At 70.1% G+C, this 21756-nt stretch carries 17 protein-coding genes; 7 read left to right on the plus strand and 10 right to left on the minus strand.

Annotated features, from left to right (window positions below; all coding sequences use genetic code 11):
* Positions 1-5 precede the first annotated feature (5 nt).
* Both G7B67_RS01665 and mscL read left to right on the plus strand, forming a co-directional pair.
* The gene (locus G7B67_RS01665; protein WP_166206753.1) at positions 6-737 is read left to right on the plus strand and encodes a fumarylacetoacetate hydrolase family protein; all 732 of its coding nucleotides are present in this window, start codon (positions 6-8) and stop codon (positions 735-737) included.
* A gap of 41 nt (positions 738-778) precedes the next feature.
* Positions 779-1183 carry a large-conductance mechanosensitive channel protein MscL gene (gene mscL, locus G7B67_RS01670; RefSeq protein ID WP_166206756.1) on the plus strand — a complete coding sequence of 135 codons (405 nt, stop codon included), beginning with the start codon at positions 779-781 and terminating at the stop codon, positions 1181-1183.
* Between the two features lie 127 nt (positions 1184-1310).
* Here mscL and G7B67_RS01675 read toward each other — a convergent pair whose 3' ends face one another.
* The 4 genes from G7B67_RS01675 to G7B67_RS01690 all read right to left on the minus strand — a co-directional run bounded on the left by G7B67_RS01675 (position 1311) and on the right by G7B67_RS01690 (position 7561).
* The gene (locus G7B67_RS01675) at positions 1311-2228 is read right to left on the minus strand and encodes a TrmH family RNA methyltransferase (protein ID WP_166206760.1); all 918 of its coding nucleotides are present in this window, start codon (positions 2226-2228) and stop codon (positions 1311-1313) included.
* Between the two features lie 74 nt (positions 2229-2302).
* A complete protein-coding gene (locus G7B67_RS01680) occupies positions 2303-5449 on the minus strand; it encodes an efflux RND transporter permease subunit (RefSeq protein ID WP_166206763.1) in 3147 nt (1048 codons plus the stop codon).
* Positions 5446-6642 (minus strand): efflux RND transporter periplasmic adaptor subunit, encoded by a 1197-nt coding sequence (locus tag G7B67_RS01685; RefSeq protein ID WP_243412197.1) that lies wholly within the window; start codon positions 6640-6642, stop codon positions 5446-5448. The genes G7B67_RS01680 and G7B67_RS01685 overlap by 4 nt, the downstream gene beginning before the upstream one ends.
* A 166-nt stretch (positions 6643-6808) precedes the next feature.
* A complete protein-coding gene (locus G7B67_RS01690) occupies positions 6809-7561 on the minus strand; it encodes a sulfite exporter TauE/SafE family protein (RefSeq protein ID WP_166206766.1) in 753 nt (250 codons plus the stop codon).
* Between the two features lie 335 nt (positions 7562-7896).
* Here G7B67_RS01690 and G7B67_RS01695 point away from each other — a divergent pair, with 335 nt between their 5' ends.
* Both G7B67_RS01695 and cysK read left to right on the plus strand, forming a co-directional pair.
* Positions 7897-8622, plus strand: coding sequence for a phosphoadenylyl-sulfate reductase (locus G7B67_RS01695; protein ID WP_166206769.1), 726 nt, complete (start codon positions 7897-7899; stop codon positions 8620-8622).
* A 253-nt stretch (positions 8623-8875) separates the two neighbouring features.
* On the plus strand, positions 8876-9832 hold the full coding sequence (cysK, locus tag G7B67_RS01700; protein ID WP_166206772.1) for a cysteine synthase A: 957 nt from the start codon (positions 8876-8878) through the stop codon (positions 9830-9832).
* A 44-nt stretch (positions 9833-9876) separates the two neighbouring features.
* Here the strand turns inward: cysK and G7B67_RS01705 are convergent, their stop codons facing one another.
* The gene (locus tag G7B67_RS01705; RefSeq protein WP_166206775.1) at positions 9877-10410 is read right to left on the minus strand and encodes a hypothetical protein; all 534 of its coding nucleotides are present in this window, start codon (positions 10408-10410) and stop codon (positions 9877-9879) included.
* 195 nt (positions 10411-10605) lie between these two features.
* On the opposite strand from G7B67_RS01705, the gene G7B67_RS01710 reads away from it, so the two are divergent.
* A complete protein-coding gene (locus G7B67_RS01710; RefSeq protein WP_166206778.1) occupies positions 10606-11274 on the plus strand; it encodes a DUF6498-containing protein in 669 nt (222 codons plus the stop codon).
* A 73-nt stretch (positions 11275-11347) separates the two neighbouring features.
* Here the strand turns inward: G7B67_RS01710 and G7B67_RS01715 are convergent, their stop codons facing one another.
* A complete protein-coding gene (locus tag G7B67_RS01715; RefSeq protein ID WP_166206781.1) occupies positions 11348-12355 on the minus strand; it encodes a class I fructose-bisphosphate aldolase in 1008 nt (335 codons plus the stop codon).
* Positions 12356-12624: 269 nt separating this feature from the next.
* Entirely contained in the window at positions 12625-14106 is a 1482-nt protein-coding gene (gene pyk / locus G7B67_RS01720; protein ID WP_166206784.1) for a pyruvate kinase, read from the minus strand.
* 60 nt (positions 14107-14166) lie between these two features.
* Between pyk and G7B67_RS01725 the strand changes: the two genes are divergently transcribed.
* A complete protein-coding gene (locus G7B67_RS01725) occupies positions 14167-14775 on the plus strand; it encodes a GNAT family N-acetyltransferase (protein ID WP_166206787.1) in 609 nt (202 codons plus the stop codon).
* A 169-nt stretch (positions 14776-14944) separates the two neighbouring features.
* Here G7B67_RS01725 and G7B67_RS01730 read toward each other — a convergent pair whose 3' ends face one another.
* Positions 14945-16129 (minus strand): phosphoglycerate kinase, encoded by a 1185-nt coding sequence (locus tag G7B67_RS01730; RefSeq protein WP_166206790.1) that lies wholly within the window; start codon positions 16127-16129, stop codon positions 14945-14947.
* A 140-nt stretch (positions 16130-16269) separates the two neighbouring features.
* On the opposite strand from G7B67_RS01730, the gene G7B67_RS01735 reads away from it, so the two are divergent.
* Positions 16270-17784 (plus strand): glycosyltransferase family 39 protein, encoded by a 1515-nt coding sequence (locus tag G7B67_RS01735; RefSeq protein WP_166206793.1) that lies wholly within the window; start codon positions 16270-16272, stop codon positions 17782-17784.
* 21 nt (positions 17785-17805) lie between these two features.
* Here the strand turns inward: G7B67_RS01735 and G7B67_RS01740 are convergent, their stop codons facing one another.
* Positions 17806-19197, minus strand: coding sequence for a DUF3999 domain-containing protein (locus tag G7B67_RS01740; protein WP_243412199.1), 1392 nt, complete (start codon positions 19195-19197; stop codon positions 17806-17808).
* Positions 19194-21756, minus strand: a 2563-nt coding sequence (locus G7B67_RS01745) for a DUF2339 domain-containing protein (protein WP_207780846.1), incomplete at its 5' end; no start/stop codon positions are given. The genes G7B67_RS01740 and G7B67_RS01745, both read right to left, overlap by 4 nt.

Genomic DNA, 21756 nt, shown 5'->3' on the forward strand with positions numbered 1-21756 from the left:
ACGCGATGCGCATCGTCGCGGTTGCGGCGAAGCCGCAGGTTCCCATCCACGGCGGCGGCACGTTCGACGTCCATCGCATCTACTGCGTCGGTCGCAACTTCGCCGACCACGCGAAGGAGATGGGCGCCACCGCCCCGGCCTCGCCTGCCGAACGCGGCCGGCCCGTGTTCTTCCTCAAACCCAACGATGCGATCGTCACCGCCAATGACGGCGGCGAAGTCGTCGTGCCCTACCCACCCGGCACGCGCGATCTGCACCACGAAGTGGAGCTGGTGGTCGCGCTCGGCCAGGACGCACCGGTCGGCGTGCTCGAGCGCGGTGGTGCGCAGGCGCTGGTGTTCGGCTATGCCGTGGGCCTGGACCTGACGCGCCGCGACCTGCAGGCCGAGGCCAAGGCCAAGGGCCTGCCGTGGGATATCGGCAAGGCGTTCGACGCCTCGGCGCCGATCAGCGGCATCGTGCCGGCCGAAGCGGTCGACGCCCTCACCGATCGCACCCTGACCCTGGACGTGAACGGCGCGCGCCGACAGCACGGCGCGTTATCCGACCTGATCTGGAACGTCGACGACATCCTGCACGAGCTGTCGCAGCTGTATCGGCTGCGGGCCGGCGATCTGGTTTTCATGGGGACGCCGGCCGGCGTGGGGCCGCTGCAGGTCGGCGACCGTTTCCGCGCCAGCCTCGATGGCGTGGCCGAACTCGAGGGCACCATCGCGCCGCCGCTGGCTTCGCGCTAGGCTCCCTCCCGCAGGGGAGCGGCATCGGCACGGAGACAGCGATGGGCATGGTCGGCGAGTTCAAGGAATTCATTGCGCGCGGCAACGTGGTCGACCTCGCCGTCGGCGTGGTCATCGGCGCCGCCTTCGGAAAGATCGTCACCGCGGTGGTCGACGGCGTGGTGATGCCCATCGTTGGCGTCGCGCTCGGTGGCGTGAGCGTCTCCGACTGGAAATTCGTGTTGAAGCCGGAAACGGTGGATGCCGCTGGCAAGAAGGTGGCCGAAGTGGCGGTGCAGTACGGGATGTTCATCCAGACATTGATCGACTTCCTGATCATCGCCTTCGTGATCTTCCTCGTGCTCAAGGCCTACAACCGGATGCGCCGCCCGGCCGTCGAGGCGCCCCCCGCCCCGCCGGAGGAAGTACTGCTGTTGCGCGAGATCCGCGACGCGCTCAAGCGCTAGTTACGCGCCCGCGCCGGCTGCCCCAGGCGGTCGGCTGCGGTGCGGTCAGCAGGCGCACGAAGCCCTGCATCCGGGCAATGGTTTGGCGATCGCATTGGGCGACTTGCCTCCCGCGTGGCAACCGCCGTCAGCCGCCGCCGTGCGCGCGCTGGCGCCACTGCGCCAGCAGCACCGTGGTTGCCGCCGCGACATTGAGGCTTTCCACTGCGCCGCTGCCGGGAATGCCGATGCGCTGGTCGCACAGCGCGACCAGCCTGGGATCCATGCCCTCGCCTTCCGCGCCGACCACGTAGACGACGCGTTGCGGAAGCGGCGTCGTGAAGACATCGCTGCCGCCGCGCACGACGGTGGCGACGACCTGGAAGCCCGCGCCATGCAGTTGCGCAATCGCATTGTCCTCGCGCCCGAGCCGCACGAACGGAACATGCTCGGCGCCGCCTTCGGCCACGCGCGCCGCCGCGCCCGACAGCGTCATCGTCGAATGCTTCGGCAGCAGCACGGCCGCGGCGCCGAAGTGCGCGGCCGATCGCAGGATCGCGCCCAGGTTGTGCGGGTTGCCGACACCATCGAGCCAGAGCGCGCATTGCGGTCCCTCGGGCAGGCCGCGCAGCCATGCAGTGAGCGACTGCGGTTCCTCGCGCCGCACATCGGCGACGACGCCTTCGTGGTGGGTGCTGGCCGCGAGCTTCTGCAGGTCGACGTCCTCGACGATGCGGTAGCCGATGCGGTGCGCGGCGCACCACTTGAGCAAGGGCTGCAGTTGCGGAATGCGTGCTTCGAGCAGGTAGACCTTGCGGATCGCGTCGGGCCGGCGCGCGAACGCCGCGCGCACGGCGTTGAGGCCGTACAGCCGCAGCTCGGGATCGTGGGCCGCCGGCGCGGCATGGGTCGCATCGACCATCGGCGCCGGATCGCGGGACGAAGGCTGCGCGGGAGGCGGCGCGCTGTCGCGGCGTCCGTGCGGCATCGGGCCACGGGATCCCGGCCGCGCCGACCTGACCCAGGGGCCGGGAGGCCGGTTGTTGTCGCCGTCGTTGTTCTGCATGTCCGTGCCGTCGCTTAGCCGCCGGCAGTCTACGCGGTGGGCGCGGATCGCAGCGTGCGACGCTTCGCTGCACCTCAGCCGTGCACGTCGCGCTCGGCCGAGGGCGTGTCCTGGTCGAGCTGGTCGAGCACCCGCGTGCGCTCGTCCGGCGGCCGCGTGTAGGGCGCCAGGATCAGGTAGAACGCCGGCACCACGAACAGCGACAGCAACGTCGACAGCGCGACGCCGAACACCACCACCACGCCGATGGTGGTCCGGCTGCCGGCGCCGGCACCGGTGGCGAGCATCAGCGGCATCGCGCCGGCGATCGTCGCGATCGAGGTCATCAGGATCGGCCGCATGCGGGTGGCGGCGGCGTCGAGGATGGCGTCCTTCACCGCCAGGCCGGCGTCGCGGCGCTGGTTGGCGAATTCCACGATCAGGATGCCGTTCTTCGCCGCCAGACCCACCAGCATCACGATGCCGATCTGGCTGAAGAGGTTCAGCGACTTGCCGAACAGGTACAGGCCCAGCAGCGCGCCCAGCACCGCCAGCGGCACCGTCAGCATGATCACCAGCGGATGCAGGAAGCTCTCGAATTGCGCGGCCAGCACCAGGAACACGATCAGCAGCGCCATGCCGAAGGTAAACATGACCGCGCTGCCCGACTGCAGGTATTCGCGCGACTGCCCGCTGAAATCCACCTGCGCGGTCGCCGGCAGTTCCTCGCGCGCGGTCGCTCGCATCCAGTCGATCGCCTCGCCCAGCGTGTAGCCCGGCGCCAGCCCGGCCGACAACGTGATCGCGCGCAGGCGGTTGAAGCGGCCCAGGCTCCCGGCCTCGGCGCGCTCTTCCAGGCGCACGACGCTCGCCAGCGGCACCAGCGCGCCGCTGCGGCTGCGCACGTAGAGGTTGCTCAGGTCGGTGGGCGTGGCCCGTTCGCCCGCCGCGGCCTGCAGCACCACGTCGTATTCCTGGCCCTTACGTACGAAGGTGGTCACCCGGCTCGAACCGAGCATCGCCTGCAACGTATCGCCGATCGCCTGCTCGGTGACGCCCAGGTCGGCGGCCTTGGCCTCGTCGACAATGACGTGCACCTGCGGTCGGGTTTCCTTGTAGTCGGCATCGGCGCCGTAGAGGCCTGGATTCTGGTCCATGCGCGCGAGCATGCGGTCCCGCCACGCGACGAGGTCCTTGTAGTCGGGGCCTTCGAGCACGACCTGCAGGGGCTGCCCGCCGCTGCGCACCAGGCCCTGGCGCGTCTGCGGGATCGCGCGCACGCCGGGGATCTTCGCCAGGTCGCGGCGGATCTTCTCGACCACGTCGTCGGTGCTGACGTCGCGATCGTCCCAGGGCTTGAGGATGACGATGCCACGCCCGGAATTCATGTTTTCCGAGGCGCCATAGCTGCCCGGCACGCGGCTGAGCACGCGCATGCCGGGCTTGGCATCGCCGGCGCTGCCGTCACCGATGTAGCGCATCAGCACCTGCTCGACCTTGTGCATCTGCGAGACGGTGTAGTCGAAGCCCGCGCCTTCCGGGCCGGTGACGTTGACGCTGAACGAGCCGCGGTCCTCGCTCGGCGCCAGTTCGCGCGGCACCAGCTTGAACAGCCCGAACGCGACCAGCAGCGCGGCGACCATCGCAATGCCGAACCACAGCGGATAGGAAATGAAACGCGCCAGCACGCGCCGGTATCCCGACGACAGCGCGCGCAGCCGCGCTTCCATCCACGCGCTGATGCCCTTGGGATTGGTATGCGGGCGCACCAGCAGCGAGCCCATCATCGGCGTCAGGCTCAGCGCGACGAAGCAGGAGATCGCGACCGCCCCCGCCAGCGCCACCGCGAGCTCGCGGAACAGGCGGCCGTTGTTGCCCTGCAGGAAGGCGATCGGCAGGAACACCGCCACCAGCACCGCGGTCGTCGCCATCACCGCGAACGCGACCTGGCGCGTACCGCGCAATGCCGCCAGCGCGGGCGGCTCGCCGAGATCGGCGCGGCGCTGGATGTTTTCCAGCACCACGATGGCGTCGTCGACCACCAGCCCGATCGACAGCACCAGCGCCAGCAGCGTCAGCAGGTTGATCGAGAAGCCGAACACCAGCAGCGGCACGAACGCCGCCATCACGCACACCGGCACCGTCACCGCCGGCACCAGCGCCGAGCGCGCGCTGCCCAGGAACAGCCAGATCACCACCAGCACCAGCGCGATCGCCTCGGCCAGGGTCTTGTAGACCTCATGCACGGCGACATCGATGAAGACGGTGGCGTCGTAGGTGACGTCGATCTTCATGCCGTTGGGCAGGGTCTTGTTGATCGCGGCCACTTCCTTCTTCGCCGCATCGGCGACGGCGAGATCGTTCGCGGTGGAAGTCTTGACGATGCCGAGGCCAACCTGGTCCTTGCCGTTGGTGCGGTAATACGCGCGGCGCTCGCGCGAGCCGAGCTCCACCCGCGCCACTTCCGACAGCCGCACCACGTGGCCGTCGCCCGAGGTCGCGCGCCCGATCGGCAGCTGCTCGAAGTCGGTGGTGTCGGCGAAGCTGCGATCCAGCTGCAGGGTGAAGTCGCGGGTGGTCGATTCCAGCCGTCCCGCGGGAATGTCGACGTTGCGCGCGCGCAGCGCCGAGGTGATGTCGTCGATGGTCAGGCCGCGCGCGGCCAGCGCGTCGCGGTCGATCCAGATCCGCATCGCGTAGTCCTGCGCGCCACCGAGCTGCACCTGCGCGACGCCGTCGACCGTCGACAGGCGGTCGACGAGGTAACGCTCGGCGTAATCGGTCAGCGCGAGCGTGTCCATGCCCGGGCCACTGAGGTTGAACCAGACGATCACGTCCGAGTCGCTGGCGACCTTGCGGATCTGCGGCGCCTCGGCGTCGTCGGGCAGTTTGTCCAGGTTGCGGCTGACCGCGTCGCGCACGTCGTTGGCGGCGCTCTCGATGTCGCGCTGCAGGGTGAACTCGATGTTGATGCGCGAGGTTCCGTTCTCGCTTTCCGAAGTGATGGTGTCGACGCCCTCGATGCCGGACACCGCGTCCTCGAGGACCTTGGTGACGCGGGTTTCCATCACCGCCGCCGATGCACCGGTGTAGGTGGTGCTGATCGACACCACCGGCGGATCGATGTCGGGGAGTTCGCGCAGCGGCAGGCGCGTGAACGAGATCACGCCCAGCACGATCAGCAGCAGGCTGACCACGGTCGCGAAGACCGGGCGGTGGATCGAGATGTCGGACAGCTTCATCGCGGCGTCGTCGTCACCGGCGCCGCCGTGGCTGGCGCTGTTTTCCCTGGCGTTGCCGCTTTCGCTGTCGCCGGCTTCCCGGCGTCGACCACATGGCTGCCGTCGTGCAGCTTGACCGTGCCCTCGACCACGACGCGGTCGCCGGGCTTCAGGCCGGACACCACTTCGACCACGCCTTCGCGGCGGGTCCCGAGCTTGACCGGCACCTGCTCGACCGTGCCATCGGCGCGCACGCGGAACACCGAACTCTGCTCAGCCTCCTGCTGCACCGCCAGCTCCGGCAGCACCAGCGCCTGTCGCGTGGGCAACTGCACCTGCACGCGCAGCAGCATGCCCTGGCGCAGCCGGCCGTCGACATTGGGCAGTTCCGCGCGCACCCGCACCGCACGGGTGTCGGGATCCACCCGGCTGTCGATGTCGGCGATGCGGCCTTCGAACGTCTGGCCCGGCCAGGCATCGCTGGTCGCGGTGATCGCCTGCCCGCGCGACAGCGCCGACAACGCGGCCTCGGGCAGGGTGAAGTCGAGCTTGATCGAGCTGTCGTCATCCAGCGTGGTGATCACCATCCCCGGCGCCACCAGTGCGCCGGGACTGACCATGCGCAGGCCGAGCACGCCGGCGAACGGCGCGGTGATGGTGCGATCGGCGACGGCGGCACGGCGCGCCTGCACCGCGGCCGCGGCGGCATCGCGGTTGGCGCGCAGAGTGTCGTACTGGCCGCGTGCGATGAGCTGGGCGCGGACGAGTTCGGCGCCACGGCGCAACTGCTGCTCGGCATCGCGCAGCGCGGCTTCCGCGGCGGCGACGTCGGCCTGTTGCGCGCGGCTGTTCATGTCGGCGAGCAGCTGTCCCTTGCGCACCCGCTGGCCGCTGTCGAACGCCAGCCGCGTGACCACGTCGCTGACCTTGGCGGTGATCGTCACCGCCTCGCGCGCCTGCGCGGTGCCCAGCGCATGCAGGGCGTCGTTGAAGGCCTGCGGTTCGACGAGGGTGGTGGTGACGGCCACCGGGCGATTCCCGCCCTTTTGGGCGTTGGCGGCCTCGTCGTGGCCACAACCCGCCAGCAGCGCGGCCAGCACCAGCGCGGCCGCCAGACGCACGCGGGGAACCCATGCGCGCCGTGGATGCGCAGGCGCCGTCGGCGACGGGAACAAGGGCGCGCGCAGCCGCGCGGCAAGGGGAACTCTGGGCATCGACGGGTTCATTGCCAGCAAGCCACCAAGTCTAGCGGGCGCGCCCTGAGCGGACCCGTGCCGTCAGGCCCAGGCGCCCGTCGTCAACCGCAGGGCCTGTGACGCATTGCGCGCTTCCCGTCGTGGCGCAGGCGAAGGCCATCCGCCCGGCCGCGCCCGAAGCGCGTCAGGGCATGCCCAGCGACTTGAGCAGGGTCCGCGCCGCCAAGCCGACTACCAGCAGGCCGACGCCGAGCATCAACGGCCGCGGCTGGATCCGCTTGACCGCCCACGCGCCCAGCGGCGCGGCCAGCACGCCGCCGGTCATCAGCCCGAACACGATCTGCGCATGGTGGAAGCCCAGCGTGGCCAGGAACACCAGCGAGATCGCCAGGCTGACGAAGAACTTCGCCGCATGCGCGGTGCCGATCGCATAACGCGGCTCGTGGTGCTGCGCAACCAGGGTCGACGTCGTCAGAGAACCCCAGCCGCCACCGGTCACCGCATCCATGAAACCGGCCACCAGCCCCAGCGGCACCAGCCCACGCGCGCTGGCTTCGCCCTGCTTGCGCCGCCACGCGCGGCGCAGCAGCACCACGCCCAGGCCAAGCAGGTACAGCGCCACCAGCGGCCGCAACCAGCCCCAGTGCAGCCGGCTGAGCAGCAGCGCGCCGAGCACGCCGCCGATCACGCCGGGCAGCGCCAGCGCGCGCAACAGCCGCCACTGGATGTTGCCGAACAGGCTGTGGCTGACCCCGGACACGCCGGTGATGGCGACTTCGGCGGCATGCACGCTGGCGCTCACCAGCGACGGCGGCAGCCCGAAGGCGAGCAACAGGCTGGCGGTGACCACGCCGTAGGCCATGCCCAATGCGCCATCGACGAGTTGTGCGGCAAAGCCGATGGCTGCGTAGAGCAGGAATCCGGTGGGCAGGTCCATGGGTTGCCACGGCAGGGGAAGCGGCCAGTATCGCGGCATGAATGCGTGACAGGAAGTCTGGCCCGGAGATTGCGAGGCGGCCACGGGTCCTGCACGCGCGGACTTTCGCCCGCGGTGCGGCCGTATACTCGGCTGCCGTTGCAAGGGTCGGGCCGCTTGGATCGCAGACACGCCACGCGTGGGGTCATCGAGGTGACGGCGGCAGGGGCGGCCTGTGATGCCATGCATCGCCCGTCCGGGGCCTGCACCCGCCTGCCGCGCCGGCCCGGCCGGTGCATGCGGCCGGCAGGCCAGGCGCCCGCGCACTTCGTCCAGGCAGACCCGGGGACGCCGCCATGTGCGGGGTGACCTTTCCCACCCTGGACGCCGTTGCGGCGCATCCTTCGGCCCTACGCGCGCTCAATGCGTGGCTGGCCACGCAGTCGGCCGAGGCGCGCTTGGAATGGGCGCTGCGATCGCTTCCCGCCATCCACGCCTTGTCCAGCAGCTTCGGCGCGCAGGCGGCGGTGGCGCTGCATCTGTGCACGCGCCTGCAACCCAAGCTGCCGGTCATCCTGGTCGACACCGGTTACCTGTTCCCGGAAACCTACCGCTTCGCCGACACCCTCGCCACACGCCTGGCGCTCAACCTGCAGGTGGTGCGGCCCGAGCTCAGTCCCGCCCACATGGAGGCCAGGCACGGGCGCTTGTGGGAACAAGGCCTCGAGGGACTGGAGCGTTACAACCGCATGCGCAAGGTGGAGCCGATGCAGCGCGCGCTGGATGCGCTCGGCGCACGCACCTGGATCGCCGGCCTGCGTCGCTGCCAGTCGACCAGCCGCGCCGGCATCGAATTCCTGGAACGTCGCGACGGACGCTGGAAGCTGCATCCGATCGCCGACTGGAGCGATCGCGATGTCGGGCAATACCTCGCGCGCCACGACCTGCCCTACCACCCACTGTGGGAGCAGGGTTACGTATCGATCGGCGACGTGCACAGCACGGTGCGCTGGAGTGAAGGCATGCGCGAGGAAGACACGCGCTTCCACGGGCTCAAGCGCGAGTGCGGACTGCACGACTAGCATGGCGCGCTGGCCGCGGGTATCCGGCCCCGGCGGCCGTAATGCGCTGGCCGGACGGCCGTCCGCAAGGGCGCGGCGCGTTGGTGCACGGAGTTGATCGTCGAAGTGGGGCTGGTTTCCGGAATCCTCCCTGCCCGCCTTCCCCACCGCCCGGCGGCGCGGCGCGCTCACCTGGCCCGGCGCAGACTCCAGCCATCCCACCCGCCCCCATCCAGCTTCCCACCAGTACCCGGGCCGAGCCCACGAGGCCAGCATGACCATCCACGACAGCATCCTCGACACCATCGGCCGCACGCCCGTCGTGCGCCTGCAACGCATCGCCCCACCCAACGTCGAACTGTACGCGAAGGTTGAATCCTTCAACCCCGGCGGTTCGGTCAAGGACCGGCTGGCGATCGCAATCATCCTCGACGCCGAAGCGCGCGGCCTGCTGAAGCCCGGCGACACCATCATCGAAGCCACGTCGGGCAACACCGGCGTGGCGTTGGCGATGGTCTGCGCCGCGCGCGGCTACCGCTTCGTCGCGGTGATGACCGAGACGTTCTCGATCGAGCGCCGCAAGCTGATGCGCGCCTACGGGGCCAAGGTCATCCTCACCACCGCGGCCGAGCGCGGTACCGGCATGGTGCGGCGCGCGGAGGAATTGGCGCAGAAGCACGGCTGGTTCCTCGCCCGCCAGTTCACCAACCCCGCCAACCCGGCTTACCACCGGCAGACGACGGCGGCGGAAATCCTGCGCGACTTCGCCGGGCGCAGGCTGGACTGGTTCGTCAGCGGCTGGGGCACCGGCGGCACCCTCACTGGCGTCGGCGAAGTGCTCGCGGTGGCGCGGCCGGAGGTCAAGGTGATTGCCTGCGAGCCCGCCGGTGCGTCGCTGCTCGCCGGCAAGGACTGGGCACCGCACAAGATCCAGGGCTGGACGCCGGATTTCGTGCCCGAGGTGCTCAACCGCGCGGTCGCGCACGCCATCCTCGGCGTCGACGACACGCTCGCGCGCGACATGTCGCGGCGCCTGGCGCAGGAGGAAGGCATCTTCGTCGGGTTGTCGTCCGGCGCCACCGTCGCCGCGGCGCTCGAGGTCGCCAGGCAGGCGCGCGATGGCGACGTCATCCTGGCGATGTTGCCCGATACCGGCGAGCGCTACCTGTCGACGTTCCTGATGGAAGGCGTCAACGAAGGCTCGGACGACGACTGGCTGGCGAGTCTGTAGGCTGCACCGCGCTCCATCGCCCGGATAACCGAAGCCCATCCGGGCTACGCGACCAGCACGTCACCGTCGCTGGCATGCAACCCCATGCGGCTGGCGCAGATCAGCATGATCCGCTCGCGCAGGCGCCGGGGATTGTCGAACGACTGGATCACCAGCGCGGCCATGCTGAGCATGCCGGTCAGGTGCGCGAAGAACGAATCACCCGAGGACGCGATCATGCTCGGCGTCAGCGCCGCGGCCACCGTCAGCACCACCGAGACGATGATGTAGGTGCGGGTCTGTTTCCAGGCATTGGCATCGCTGCCGTGGATCGCCGCACCCATCCGCCGCGGCATGCCCATGACCTGGCGCAGCACGCCGGCCAGGCGGATCTCGCGCACGGTTCCTGCCGCCTTGATCAGGAACGCCAGCGCGGTGGCGAGCATCCCCGCTACCGGCAACCAGTGCATGCTGCCGTGCGGCAGCGAGACGCAAACGCAGGCGAGGAAGAACAACAGCAGCCCGACGCGGTGCAGGCGGGCGGCGTCGTCGACGGAGGACTGCAGGCGATCGATGTTGGCGAGGTTGAGGCTGGTCATGGCGGCGGCTGATGGAAGGCGTGCAACGGGTGATCGACACCGGCCCGGGGCGCAGCCCGTGGGCGGAAATTCCGAGGAGGCGGCATCCCGTGCCGCAGCCGCATTCTGGCGCCTGCGCTGGCGGCGATCGGGGAGTCCGTCACAAATATTTCACAGCGCGCCTGAACCCTGCCCACCGCGCTATCCTCGCGCTGCATGAATGCGTCGTCGCGCAACCTGCTGCTGTCCAATGGCGCCACGCTGGCGGCCGCGCTGCTGCTGCACTGGGACGTGGGCTGGCTGCTGTGGCCGTACTGGATCCAGAGCGTGATCATCGGCTGGTATGCGCGCAAGCGCATGCTCACCCTGGCGCGGTTCAGTACCGACGGGTTCACCAGCAACGACCAGCCGGTCCCGGAGACCGAACAGGGCAAACGCTCCACCGCAAACTTCTTCGCCCTGCACTACGGCGGCTTCCATGCTGGGTACTGCGCGTTCCTGGTCGCCGGGCACGCGGTCGGCGAACTGCGCGACATCCTCGTGCTGGTCGCCTGCGGAGTGTCGTTCGTACTATCGCAACGCGAAACCTACGCCGCGCAGCACCGCGCCGACGTGCGCGGCAAACCCAACCTCGGCGCACTGATGTTCACGCCGTACCTGCGCGTGGTTCCGATGCACCTGGCGATCATCCTCGGCGGCAATGCCTCAGGCGGGTTTGCACTGTGCCTGTTCACCGGCTTGAAGACGGTTTCCGACCTGTTGCTGGATCGGATCGACCGCCGCATGGCCGTGCGTGCCGCCGACAGGACCGAATCGTCGATGGTGGCAGCGACGATCCCGCGGACGGTCGCCGACGCCGCCGCGCGCGAAGGCACGGGCGCCTGACCGCGGCCGCCGGAATGCAGAACGCCGGCATTTCGCCGGCGCCTGCGAACCACCCATTGCCGATTGCGACGCCTCAGCCGCGCGACCACTTCCCCAGCGCCGCCAGGCCGTTGTCGCGGGCGCGCTCGTGCACGATGGCCTGCGCCTTGGCGACGTTGCCGGCCAGGTCCTGCGACCACAGCTTCAGCGCCGCGGATTGCATCGCGCGGCCGTAGGAGAACGACAGCGGCCACGGATTCGGGCCCATGCGGTTCATCGCATCCAGGTGCGCGGTGGCGTCCTCGTCGGACTGCCCGCCGGACAGGAACACGATGCCCGGCAGGATCGCCGGCACGGTGGTCTTCAGGCACATCAGGGTCGACTCGGCGACTTCCTCGACCGATGCCTTGTCGCCGCTCGACTTGCCCGGCACCACCATCGACGCCTTCAGGATCGTGCCTTCGAGCATGACGCTCTGCTGGTACAGCGCATCGAACAGCGAGCGCAGCACGACCTCGGTGACTTCGTAGCAGGTCTGGATGTCGTGGTTGCCGTCCATCAGCACCTCGGGTTCCACCATCGGCACCAGGCCCTGCTCCTGGCACAGCGCGGCATAGCGCGCGAGCGCATGGCTGTTGGCCTCGATGCAGCTGCCCGACGGGATGTCCTCGCCGATGTTGATCACCGCGCGCCACTTGGCGAAGCGCGCGCCCAGCGTGTAGTACTCCTTGAGCCGGTCGCGCAGGCCGTCGAGGCCTTCGGTCACGACTTCGCCGGGGAAACCGGCCAGCGGCTGGGGGCCCTTGTCGACCTTGATGCCCGGGATGATGCCGGCGTCGTTCATCACCTTGGTGAAGGGCACGCCGGACTTGGTCGACTGGCGGATGGTCTCGTCGTACAGGATCGCGCCGGAGATGTGCTCGCCTAGGCCCGGCGTGGTCAGCAGCATTTCGCGGTAGGCGCGGCGGTTTTCTTCCGAGTTCGGGATGCCGACGCCCTCGAAGCGCTTGGCGATGGTGTTGTTTGATTCGTCGATCGCGATGATGCCCTTGCCCGCGGCGACCATCGCCTGGGCGGTTTCGGCAAGCTGTTCGATGCTCATGTGGGAAGTCGGCCTGCAACGGAAATGGGGCAGAATTATAGCCGTGGGCCGTGTAGGGCGGGTTCCGACCCGCCGCCCGACGCCTGGAATCCCGGCCTGGCCAGGGCGGCCGCCGGGGGCGCGCGCCGGAGAGAGCCCGCGGCGGAATCGGCCTGCGTGCGGGTGGCTTGATGGCGGCTTGAAATCCGCCCTACGCCTGGTGGACGGCGGATTGGAACCCGCCTTGTGCGCCTACGTCCGGACCGGTGGATTGCGGGCCGAAACCCACCCTACAACTCGCCCAATCCTTCGGCCTTGCCGGCCGATCCCACCTGCAGCAAGCGCAGCGTGTTGGTGGCGCCGTGCTGCTCCATGTGGTCGCCGCTGGTGATGATCACGCGGTCGCCTTCGGCCAGAAGGCCGTGGTCGAACAGCTGCTTCATCGCGTCGCGCGCGGCCTCGCGCGTGGCCAGGCCGCGGCTGTCGAAGTCGATCGGGAACACATCGCGCATCAGCGCCATCCGCCGCCGCGCGCCAACGTGGCGCGAGAGGCCGAAGATCGGCACGTTGGAGCGGAAGCGCGACAGGTAGCGCGCGGTGCCGCCGGATTCGGTCATCGCCACGATCGCGCGCACGCCGATGTGCTCGGACAGGAACATCGTCGCCATCGCGATCGCCTGGTCGGTGTGCTGCAGGTCGCGTTGCGCCTGCTCGAAGTTGGTGTCCGGCTCGAACTGACGCTCGGCGCCGATGCAGATGCGCACCATCGCCTCGACCGCCTTGAGCGGGTATTTCCCCGCCGCCGATTCCTGCGACAGCATCACCGCGTCGGTGCCGTCGATCACCGCATTGGCCACGTCCAGCACTTCGGCGCGGGTCGGGATCGGGCTGTCGACCATCGACTGCAGCATCTGGGTCGCGGTGATCACCACCTTCCCGCGCGCCAGCGACTCGCGGATGATCTTCTTCTGAAGGCCGGGCAGTTCGGCGTCGCCGATTTCCACGCCCAGGTCGCCGCGCGCGACCATCACCGCGTCGCTGGCATCGATGATCTCGGCCAGGTTCTCGATCGCCTCGGCGCGCTCGACCTTGGCCATCAGCGCCGCGTCGCAACCATGGCTGCGCGCGATCGCGCGCGCCTCCTCCATGTCGGCGGCGTTGCGGCAGAACGACACCGCGATGAACTCGGCGCCAATCTGGGCGGCAACGCCGATCAGTTCGCGATCCTTGTCGGTCAGCGCGCCCAGCGACAGCCCGCCGCCGAGGCGGTTGAGCCCCTTGCGGTCGGACAGCGCGCCATCGTTGAGCACGGTGGTGACGATGCGCGCGCCGTCGATGCGGTCGACGCGCAACTGCATCAGGCCATCGTCCAGCAGCAGCGTGTCGCCGGCGCGGACATCGTCGACCAGCCCCAAATAGCTGATGCCGACTTCGTGCTCGTTGCCCGGCGCCGCATCGCTGCTGGCGACCAGGTCGAAGCGGTCGCCGGCATGCAACTGCACCCTGCCCTGCGCGAAGCGCTCGATGCGCAGCTTCGGACCCGGCAGGTCGGCGAGGATGCCGACCTCGACGCCGGCACGCTCGGCGGCGGCGCGCACCGCCTGCGCGCGCGCGACCTGCGCCGACGGATCGCCGTGCGAGAAGTTCAGCCGCACCACGTCGACGCCGGCCTGCAGCAGCGCATCGAGCATGCCGGGTGCGTCGGTGGCCGGACCGAGCGTGGCAAGGATCTTGGTACGACGGCGATGGTCGGATCTGGCGGGCGTGGTCATGGCAAAGTGTCTCCTCCGCGCCACGCTAGCACAGCGTCGCCACCGCGCCATGACTGCGCCATGACACTTCGGCACGACAGCGGCACCCGCATCGACATCGCCGCCACGCTCGATCGGCTGCAGGCGTTTCCACGCCTGCAAGGCAAGCGGGTGTGCCTGCGCGCGCCGGTTGCGGAGGATGCCGATGCGGTGTTCGCGTTGTTCGCCGATCCGGAAGTGATGCGCTACTGGAGCCGGCCGCCGATGACCGTGCGCGCCGAAGCCGAAGGCCTGATCGCGGAGATCCTCGAAGGGTTCGCGCGGCGCACGCTGTTCAATTGGGTGGTCACGCCGCGGGGCGACGACGGCGTGATCGGCACCTGCGCCCTGTTCCGCATCGACGCGCGCCACCGGCGGGCCGAGATCGGCTATTCGCTGCGCGCCGATCATTGGGGGCGCGGCCTGGCCGGCGAAGCAGTGGCGCTGATGCTCGACTGGACGTTCCGCACGCTGGGCCTGCACCGGGTCGAAGCGGACATCGATCCCCGTAATGCATCTTCCCAAAGGCTGCTCACGCGGCTGGGATTCGCCAGCGAGGGGCACTTGCGCGAGCGTTATTTCGTGGGCGACGAAGTCAGCGATACCGAGTTGTTCGGTCTGCTGGCGAGCGACTGGAAAGGCGCCGCGTAGTCGCCGTTCGTAGGAGCGGCTTCAGCCGCGAGCTCTACGACTCACCTCGATGCACGAAAAGCTCGCGGCTGAAACCGCGCCTACGAAGTGCGCTTGGGCATCGTCTGGGGAAGATCTCGCGGCTGAAGCTGCTCCTACCGGGGACCGCTTGCGGACGACCCCGCGCTGCTCAGCCGCGCGCTTCCAGTGCGGCGACTGCGGGCAGCTGCTTGCCCTCGAGGAATTCCAGGAACGCGCCGCCACCGGTGGATATGTAGCTGACGTCGTCTTCGATGCCGTACTTGTCGACGGCGGCCAGCGTGTCGCCGCCGCCGGCGATCGAGTAAGCGCTCGATTCGGCGATCGCGCGCGCGAGCGCCTGGGTGCCGTGGCCGAAGGCATCGAACTCGAACACACCCACCGGGCCGTTCCAGACCACGGTGCCGGCCTGCCGCACCAGCGCGGCATAGCGCTTGGCGGTGTCCGGACCGATGTCGAGGATCATGTCGTCGCCGTCGACCTGGTCGACCGCCTTCACCGTCGCCGACGCGTCGGCGGCGAAGCGCGGCGCGACCACCACGTCGGTCGGGACCGGGATCTGCGCGCCGCGCGATTTCGCATCGCGCATGATCTGCCGCGCGGTATCGAGCAGGTCCATCTCCACCAGCGACTTGCCGACGTCGAAGCCTTCGGCGGCGATGAAGGTGTTGGCGATGCCGCCGCCGACGATCAGCTGGTCGACCTTGCCGACCAGCGAGGACAGCAGCTCGAGCTTGGTGCTGACCTTGGAGCCGCCGACGATCGCCAGCAGCGGCCGCGCCGGCTGGTCCAGCGCCTTTGACAACGCATCCAGCTCGGCCATCAGCAGCGGCCCGCCGCAGGCGACCTTCGCCTGCCGGATCACGCCGTGGGTGGACGCCTGCGCGCGGTGCGCGGTGCCGAAGGCGTCCATGACGAAGATGTCGCACAGCGACGCATACTTTTTTGCCAGCGCGTCGTCGTCGCTTTTCTCGCCGACGTTCATGCGGCAGTTTTCCAGCAGCACCAGCTGGCCGGGCGCCACGTCGACGCCGTCGAGGTAGTCGCGCAGCAGCGGCACGTCGCGACCGAGCAGCTGCGCCAGCCGCTGCGCGACCGGCGCCAGCGAATCCGCTTCGCTCCACGTGCCTTCCTTCGGCCGCCCGAGGTGCGAGAGCACCATCACCGCGGCGCCCTGCTCCAGCGCGCGCTTGAGCGTCGGCAATGCGGCGGTGATGCGTTGCCCGGAGGTGATGAGCGCGCTGCCGTCGACGTGCTCGATCGGCACGTTGAGGTCTTCGCGGATCAGCACGCGCTTGCCGGACAGGTCGAGGTCGGTCATGCGGAGGATGGTCATGGCGCTCCTGCGGTGGGCCGCATGCGGATTCGGGCCGGCTATTGTCCCGGGCCACGGCGTGGCTTTCAAACCGGCACCGGTCCATCCGCGCGCACGCGGCCGGCGCCGCCTACACTGCGGCGTCACGGGGAGGGACGACCATGCCTGGTCTGGAAGATGCCGCGCGCCAGCGCCGCACGCTGTGGTGGCTGCTCACGCTGGCCCTGCTGCGCTTCGCGTTGCACGTCGCGCTCAACGGCCGCTACGGGTTCCATCGCGACGAACTGCAGGTACTGACCGACGCGCGCCACCTGGCGTGGGGTTTCGTCGCCTACCCGCCGCTGACGCCGGCCTTCGGACGGCTGGAGCTGGCGCTCTTCGGCACCTCGCTCACCGGCTTCCGCGTGTTCTCGGCGCTCGCGCAATGCGCGGCGATGGTGTTGGCCGGCCTGATCGCGCGCGAGCTCGGTGGCCGGCGCTGGGCGCAGCTGCTGGCGGCCGTCGCGGTGGCGGCGACGCCGTTCTCGCTGCTCACCGCCAGCGAATTCATGTACGTCGCCTTCGACGGCCTGTGGTGGGTGCTGCTGGCGTGGCTGGTGCTGCGGCTGGTGAACAGCGGCGACCGGCGCTGGTGGGTCGGCATCGGGCTGGCGATCGGCGCGGGGATGATGACGCGCTATTCGATGCTGTTCTGCGTCGCCGGCCTGGTGGCCGGCGTCTGCGCCACGCCGCTGCGGGCGCAGCTGCGCAGCCGCTGGCTGTGGATGGGCGTGGCTGCATCGCTGCTGGTGTTCCTGCCCAACGCGTGGTGGCAGTGGCAGCACGACTTCATCAGCGTCGACTTCCTGCAGTCCATCCATGCCCGCGACATCGACAACGGGCGCACCGACGGCTTCCTGCTCGCGCAGCTGTACGCGAACACCGGGCCACTGCTGACGCCGCTATGGCTCGCCGGGCTGTGGTTCGTGGCTTTTGCGCGCAGCGGCGCGCGCTGGCGGGTGCTGGCGTGGATGTACGTCGTGCCGCTGCTGCTGTTCTGGCTGGCCAAGGGTCGCGACTACTACCTGGCGCCGGCCTATCCGATGCTGCTCGCCGCCGGCGTGGTCGCGTTGCAGCACGCCTGCGCACGGATGAGGGCGCCGCGTGCACGCGCGCTGCGCGCGACGGCCTGGGTGCTGGTGCTGTTCTGCCTCGTCTCGGTCGCAGACATGGCATTGCCGATCGCGCCGGTCGACTCGGCCGGCTGGCAGCTGAGCCGGAAGGTGCACGACAACTTCGCCGAACAGATCGGCTGGCCGGAATACGTCGCCCAGGTCGCCGCCGTGTACCACGCGCTGCCGGCGTCGGAGCGTACGCGGACCGCGATCTACGCCAACAACTACGGCGAAGCCGGCGCGATCGACCTCTACGGCCCGCAACACGGCCTGCCGAGTGCCATCACCCCGGTCAATTCCGGCTGGTACCGCGGCCCGGGGCCGACGCCGACCACGGTCATCGTGCTGGGCGACGATGCCGAAGGCATCAGCGATGCGCCGGCGACGTGCACCCTCGCCGGACGCCTGCACAACGCCGCCGGCGTCGCCAACGAGGAAACCTCGCATCCGGACATCTACGTTTGCCGCGACCTGCGCAAACCGTGGCAGGCGCTGTGGCCGGCGAAACCGTTCTTCGGTTGAGCGCGCGCCGGGCAAACGCGATCAGTCGACCGTGGGCTTGCGCAGCAGGCTGAGCGCAAAGCCGGCGACCAGCAGCGCACCGCCAACCAGGATCGACCACAGCAGCCAGGCCTTCCAGTCGCGCTGCACCGGCGCGGGCTGCAACGCCGCGTTGCCGGCCAGCAGGGACGGTGCGCCGAGGCTGGCGTCGGCCGGTTGCCAGTCGTCGCCATGCCGCCTGCGCAGTGCATCGACCAGCACCGCCAGCGGTGCATCGGCGCGCACGGCACGCGCGCTGCCGGCGACCAGCGCGAACGGCGCGCGTCCCTGGGCGACGAAGACCAGCACCTCCGGCCGATAGCCCAGGCGCAATTCGGGAAGGCCGTCGGTCGGCGTCGTCGACGACAGCCGCCAGTGGCGATCGCGCACCGTGGTGCCGAGCACCTGCGGCGCCGAGCGGTCGCCATCGGCCTGTCCCACGCTGTACGCAACCCAGGGCCCGGCGCGCGTCTGCCAGGGCGCGTGCGCGTCGTCGCGGCTCTGCAGCGTCCATTGCCCGGCGTTGTTGCCCGGCAGGACGACATCGGCGCGCTCGACCGGGAACCGTCCGTCGAGTTCGAACACGATCCACGCCGTGGCGCGATCGTCCTGCCGGCTGCCGCGTAGCGTTTCCCACGTCCACGGCAGTGCGGACGCCTGCGGCTGCAGTTCGGCCTGCACGCCGGTCAGCACCGGTGCCGGCGAGGCGCCTGTCGGCAGCAGGCGCAGGTAGCGCGCACTGCCTTCGAGCGGAATGCGCCGTTGCCGCAGGTGCTGGCCATCGCGCTGCAGGTCCAGCAGCGGCGCCGACGGTTGCAGCGTGCGCCACTGGCGCAGGTCATCGCTGCCCTCGACGCGATAGGCGGTGTCCAGCGGCGCGGTCGCCGACGACCACGTCAGCTGCAGCGCGGCGATGGGTTCGTGGAGCTGGCTGGCATCGACGAGCCAGGCCCGTGCCGGCGCTGGCGCCGTCGTGCGAACGCCTCCGACATGCGATTGCACCTGCAGCACGCTGCCGTCGTCGGCGCGCTGGCTGATGACGGTGATGTCCGCCGCCTGCGCCGCCTGGCCGCCGGGCAATGTGAACCACGGCAACACCACCCGCCGCGGCGCCTGCGCCAGCGGCTGCGCGGCATCGAAGATGGCCGCCGGCACCACCCGGCCATCGGCATTGACGACATCGACGTCGCGCAACGAAGGCGAGCGTGCGGTCGTGTAGACGGCGCGGTCGAGCACCGCGCGGTACGCGCCGGCATCGCTGTCGTGCAGGTCGAGCGGCCAATGCCGCAGGTAATCGTCGCGCGCCGCGGCCGATGCCAGCAGCAGCGGCAACAGCGCGGCGCACGTGGCCAACCACGCCATGCCGGGACGCGGGCGCATCGCGTGCCGCGTCATGCCGCGACTCCGGCGGCGTCGAGGGCATCGTTGCGTGGTGGCGCGGGTGCGAAATACCCCACCAGCGTGCACAGCAGGCCGTAGGCGATGAACGAGCCGATGCCCATCAAATTACCCAGATGTTCGCGGTCGACGAACACGAGCTTGGCCAGCACCACGCCCATCAGCACCGCGCCGGCCAGCCACAGGCCGCGCTGGCCGCGGCGCGAGCCGACGATCCAGCCGAGCACGCCCAGCACGCTCCAGACGACGGTGAGACTGGCCTGCGCGAGGCTCGTCGAGAGCAGCCCCGGATTCCACGCAATACCGCCCCAGTGGTGCACCGAACGCAGCGTCATGCAGGTAACCAGAACGAAGCCGGCCGTTGCAATGCCCGCCAGGCGCATCGAGCGCAGCGCCGCGGGAGCGTGCGGCGACCACAGCCAGCGCGCGAGCAGCAACAACGCGGCGAGTTGCGCGAGGTCGAGCGGATTGAGCAGCGCCATCCACGGCAGCGGCGCCGGATTGCCGGCCTGCGCCAATGCCGCCAGCCACCACAGCGCGATGCCGGCGAAGTACACACTTTGCAATGGCGTGCGATGGCGCGCGAAGCCGTCGCCCTGCGGCGCGGCCAGCCAGGGCCAGCGGAACAGCGACACCGCGGCCACCAGCAGCCATGGCAACACCCACAGCGCGCGCGCCCAGCCGGCGGCCAGCGCGAACCGGTCGGCGAGGTGCCACGCCAGCAGCGAGAGCGCCGTCGGCCACACCAGCCACCACGCGAACTGCGCGTGGGCCGCGAAGCGATCGTCGTTGCCGCGCAGGCACACCAATGCACGCATGCCCAGCAGCGCGAACGCCAGCCACGCCCAGCTGCCGTTGCCCGCGAACGGCGAGCCATGCGCGTCCATCTGCGCGAACGCCAGCGGAATCGCGGCCAGGAACCCCACCAGCGTCGTCAGCGCCAGGGCCGGCGACGGCCGGCGACGATGCACTTCGGCCGCCAGCCAGCCGCTGGCGGCGACGAAGGCGAGCAGGACATCGGCACGCGCGGCGGGTTCGATGAAGCGCTGGACTTCGTTGTGCGCATCGCCCCACCACCACGCCAGCGCCCACAGGTAATACAGCGTCGCGATCGTCGACCTGTGCTTGTCGCGATACGCCCAGGCGCTGGCGAAGCCGGCCAGTGCCACCAGCAGCGCGCCCATGAAGGTCGGGTTGGCGACCGGCCGCAGGTCCCACACGGCCTGCGAGGCGCCGATGGCGAACGCAAGCGCCGCCGCCAGTTGCAGGCCGGCGCCGGACCATTGCGGCAGCCGCCGCGCGCGTTTGAGGCCCAGCCACGCGGCCCCCGCGCCTTCGAGCGCGAACACCGATGCGGTCGCGCGCGCCGATAGTGCCAGCGGCACCGCGAGGGTCGCGAAGCCCGCCGCGAGCAGCCCATGGCATTGGCCGAGCGCGGCGTAACCTGCGCGCCGCAGCAATGTCCACGCCAGCGCCGCGTAGATCACCGCCAGTCCGAGCGCGCACAGCGCCAGTTGCATGCGGCCATCGTCGAGCGGATCGCGCACCAGCAATCCGGCCTGCAGCGAGAACGCCACCAGCGGCGTGCCGAACACCAGGCAGCCATCGATCAGGTCGCGCCGGCTCGCCGGGCGCCTGCGCGCGTAGAGGATCGGCAACGCCAGGTAGAAGGCGAAGAACAACAGCAGGAAGGGTTCGGTGGTCGCGAACTTCGACGGCTCGTACTGCAGCACGCCCCAGGCGGTACCGATGCCCCAGGTGAACACGAAGCCGAGCAGGTTGAGGATCCGCCACGGCCGCAGCCACGCGATCGCGAAGATCGCGGCGTTGAGCAGCGCGTAATACGAAAAGAGTGCGACGTGGCTGCCGCTGCCGGTCGACAGCCAGATCGGCGCGAGGAAGCCGGCGAGCACGCCCAGCACCGCCAGCGTGCGCGAGTCCTGCGCGACCGCGAGCACGCCCAGGCCCGCGACCAGCACCACGCTCAGCGCGAACGCCGCGCCCGCGGGCAACAGCGCGTAGAGCTTGAACGCGGCAAACACCGTCAGCAGCAGCACGCCGATCGCGCCGCCCTGCAGCGCCAGTGCGAACGTGCGCTTCCCGGCGCGCTGGCGCCAGCCGAACACGAGGCCCGCGAGCGCGGCCAGAGCGACGCCGGCGAGGCGGAATTCCACCGGCATCCGCAACCAGCCCTGGTCGCTGGCGTACTTGAGCAGCGCGGCGACACCGGCCAGCAACACCAGCATGCCGACCTTCACCGGCACGTTGCCGACGCTGAACCAATGGCGGATCGCACGCAGGCCGAGTTCGAACACCCCAGGACGCGGCAGCGATGGCGGTTTGCGTGGCGCGGGTGGCATCGGCGGCGGTGTCGCTGCCGTCGAAAGCGGCGCGCTTGCCGCTTGCGGACTCGGCGATGCCGCTTGCAGCCCAGGCGGCGTCGCTGGCCGCGCCGACGCTGCCGCGACGGACGCCAGCGACGGCGCGCGCAACGTCACCGGTTGCGCCATGCCCGGCTCCGCGCGCGTCGGCGGGGCCGCCACCGGCGGCGCGACC

It is taken from the genome of Cognatiluteimonas telluris, from assembly GCF_011320095.1.
GTDB lineage: Bacteria > Pseudomonadota > Gammaproteobacteria > Xanthomonadales > Xanthomonadaceae > Cognatiluteimonas > Cognatiluteimonas telluris.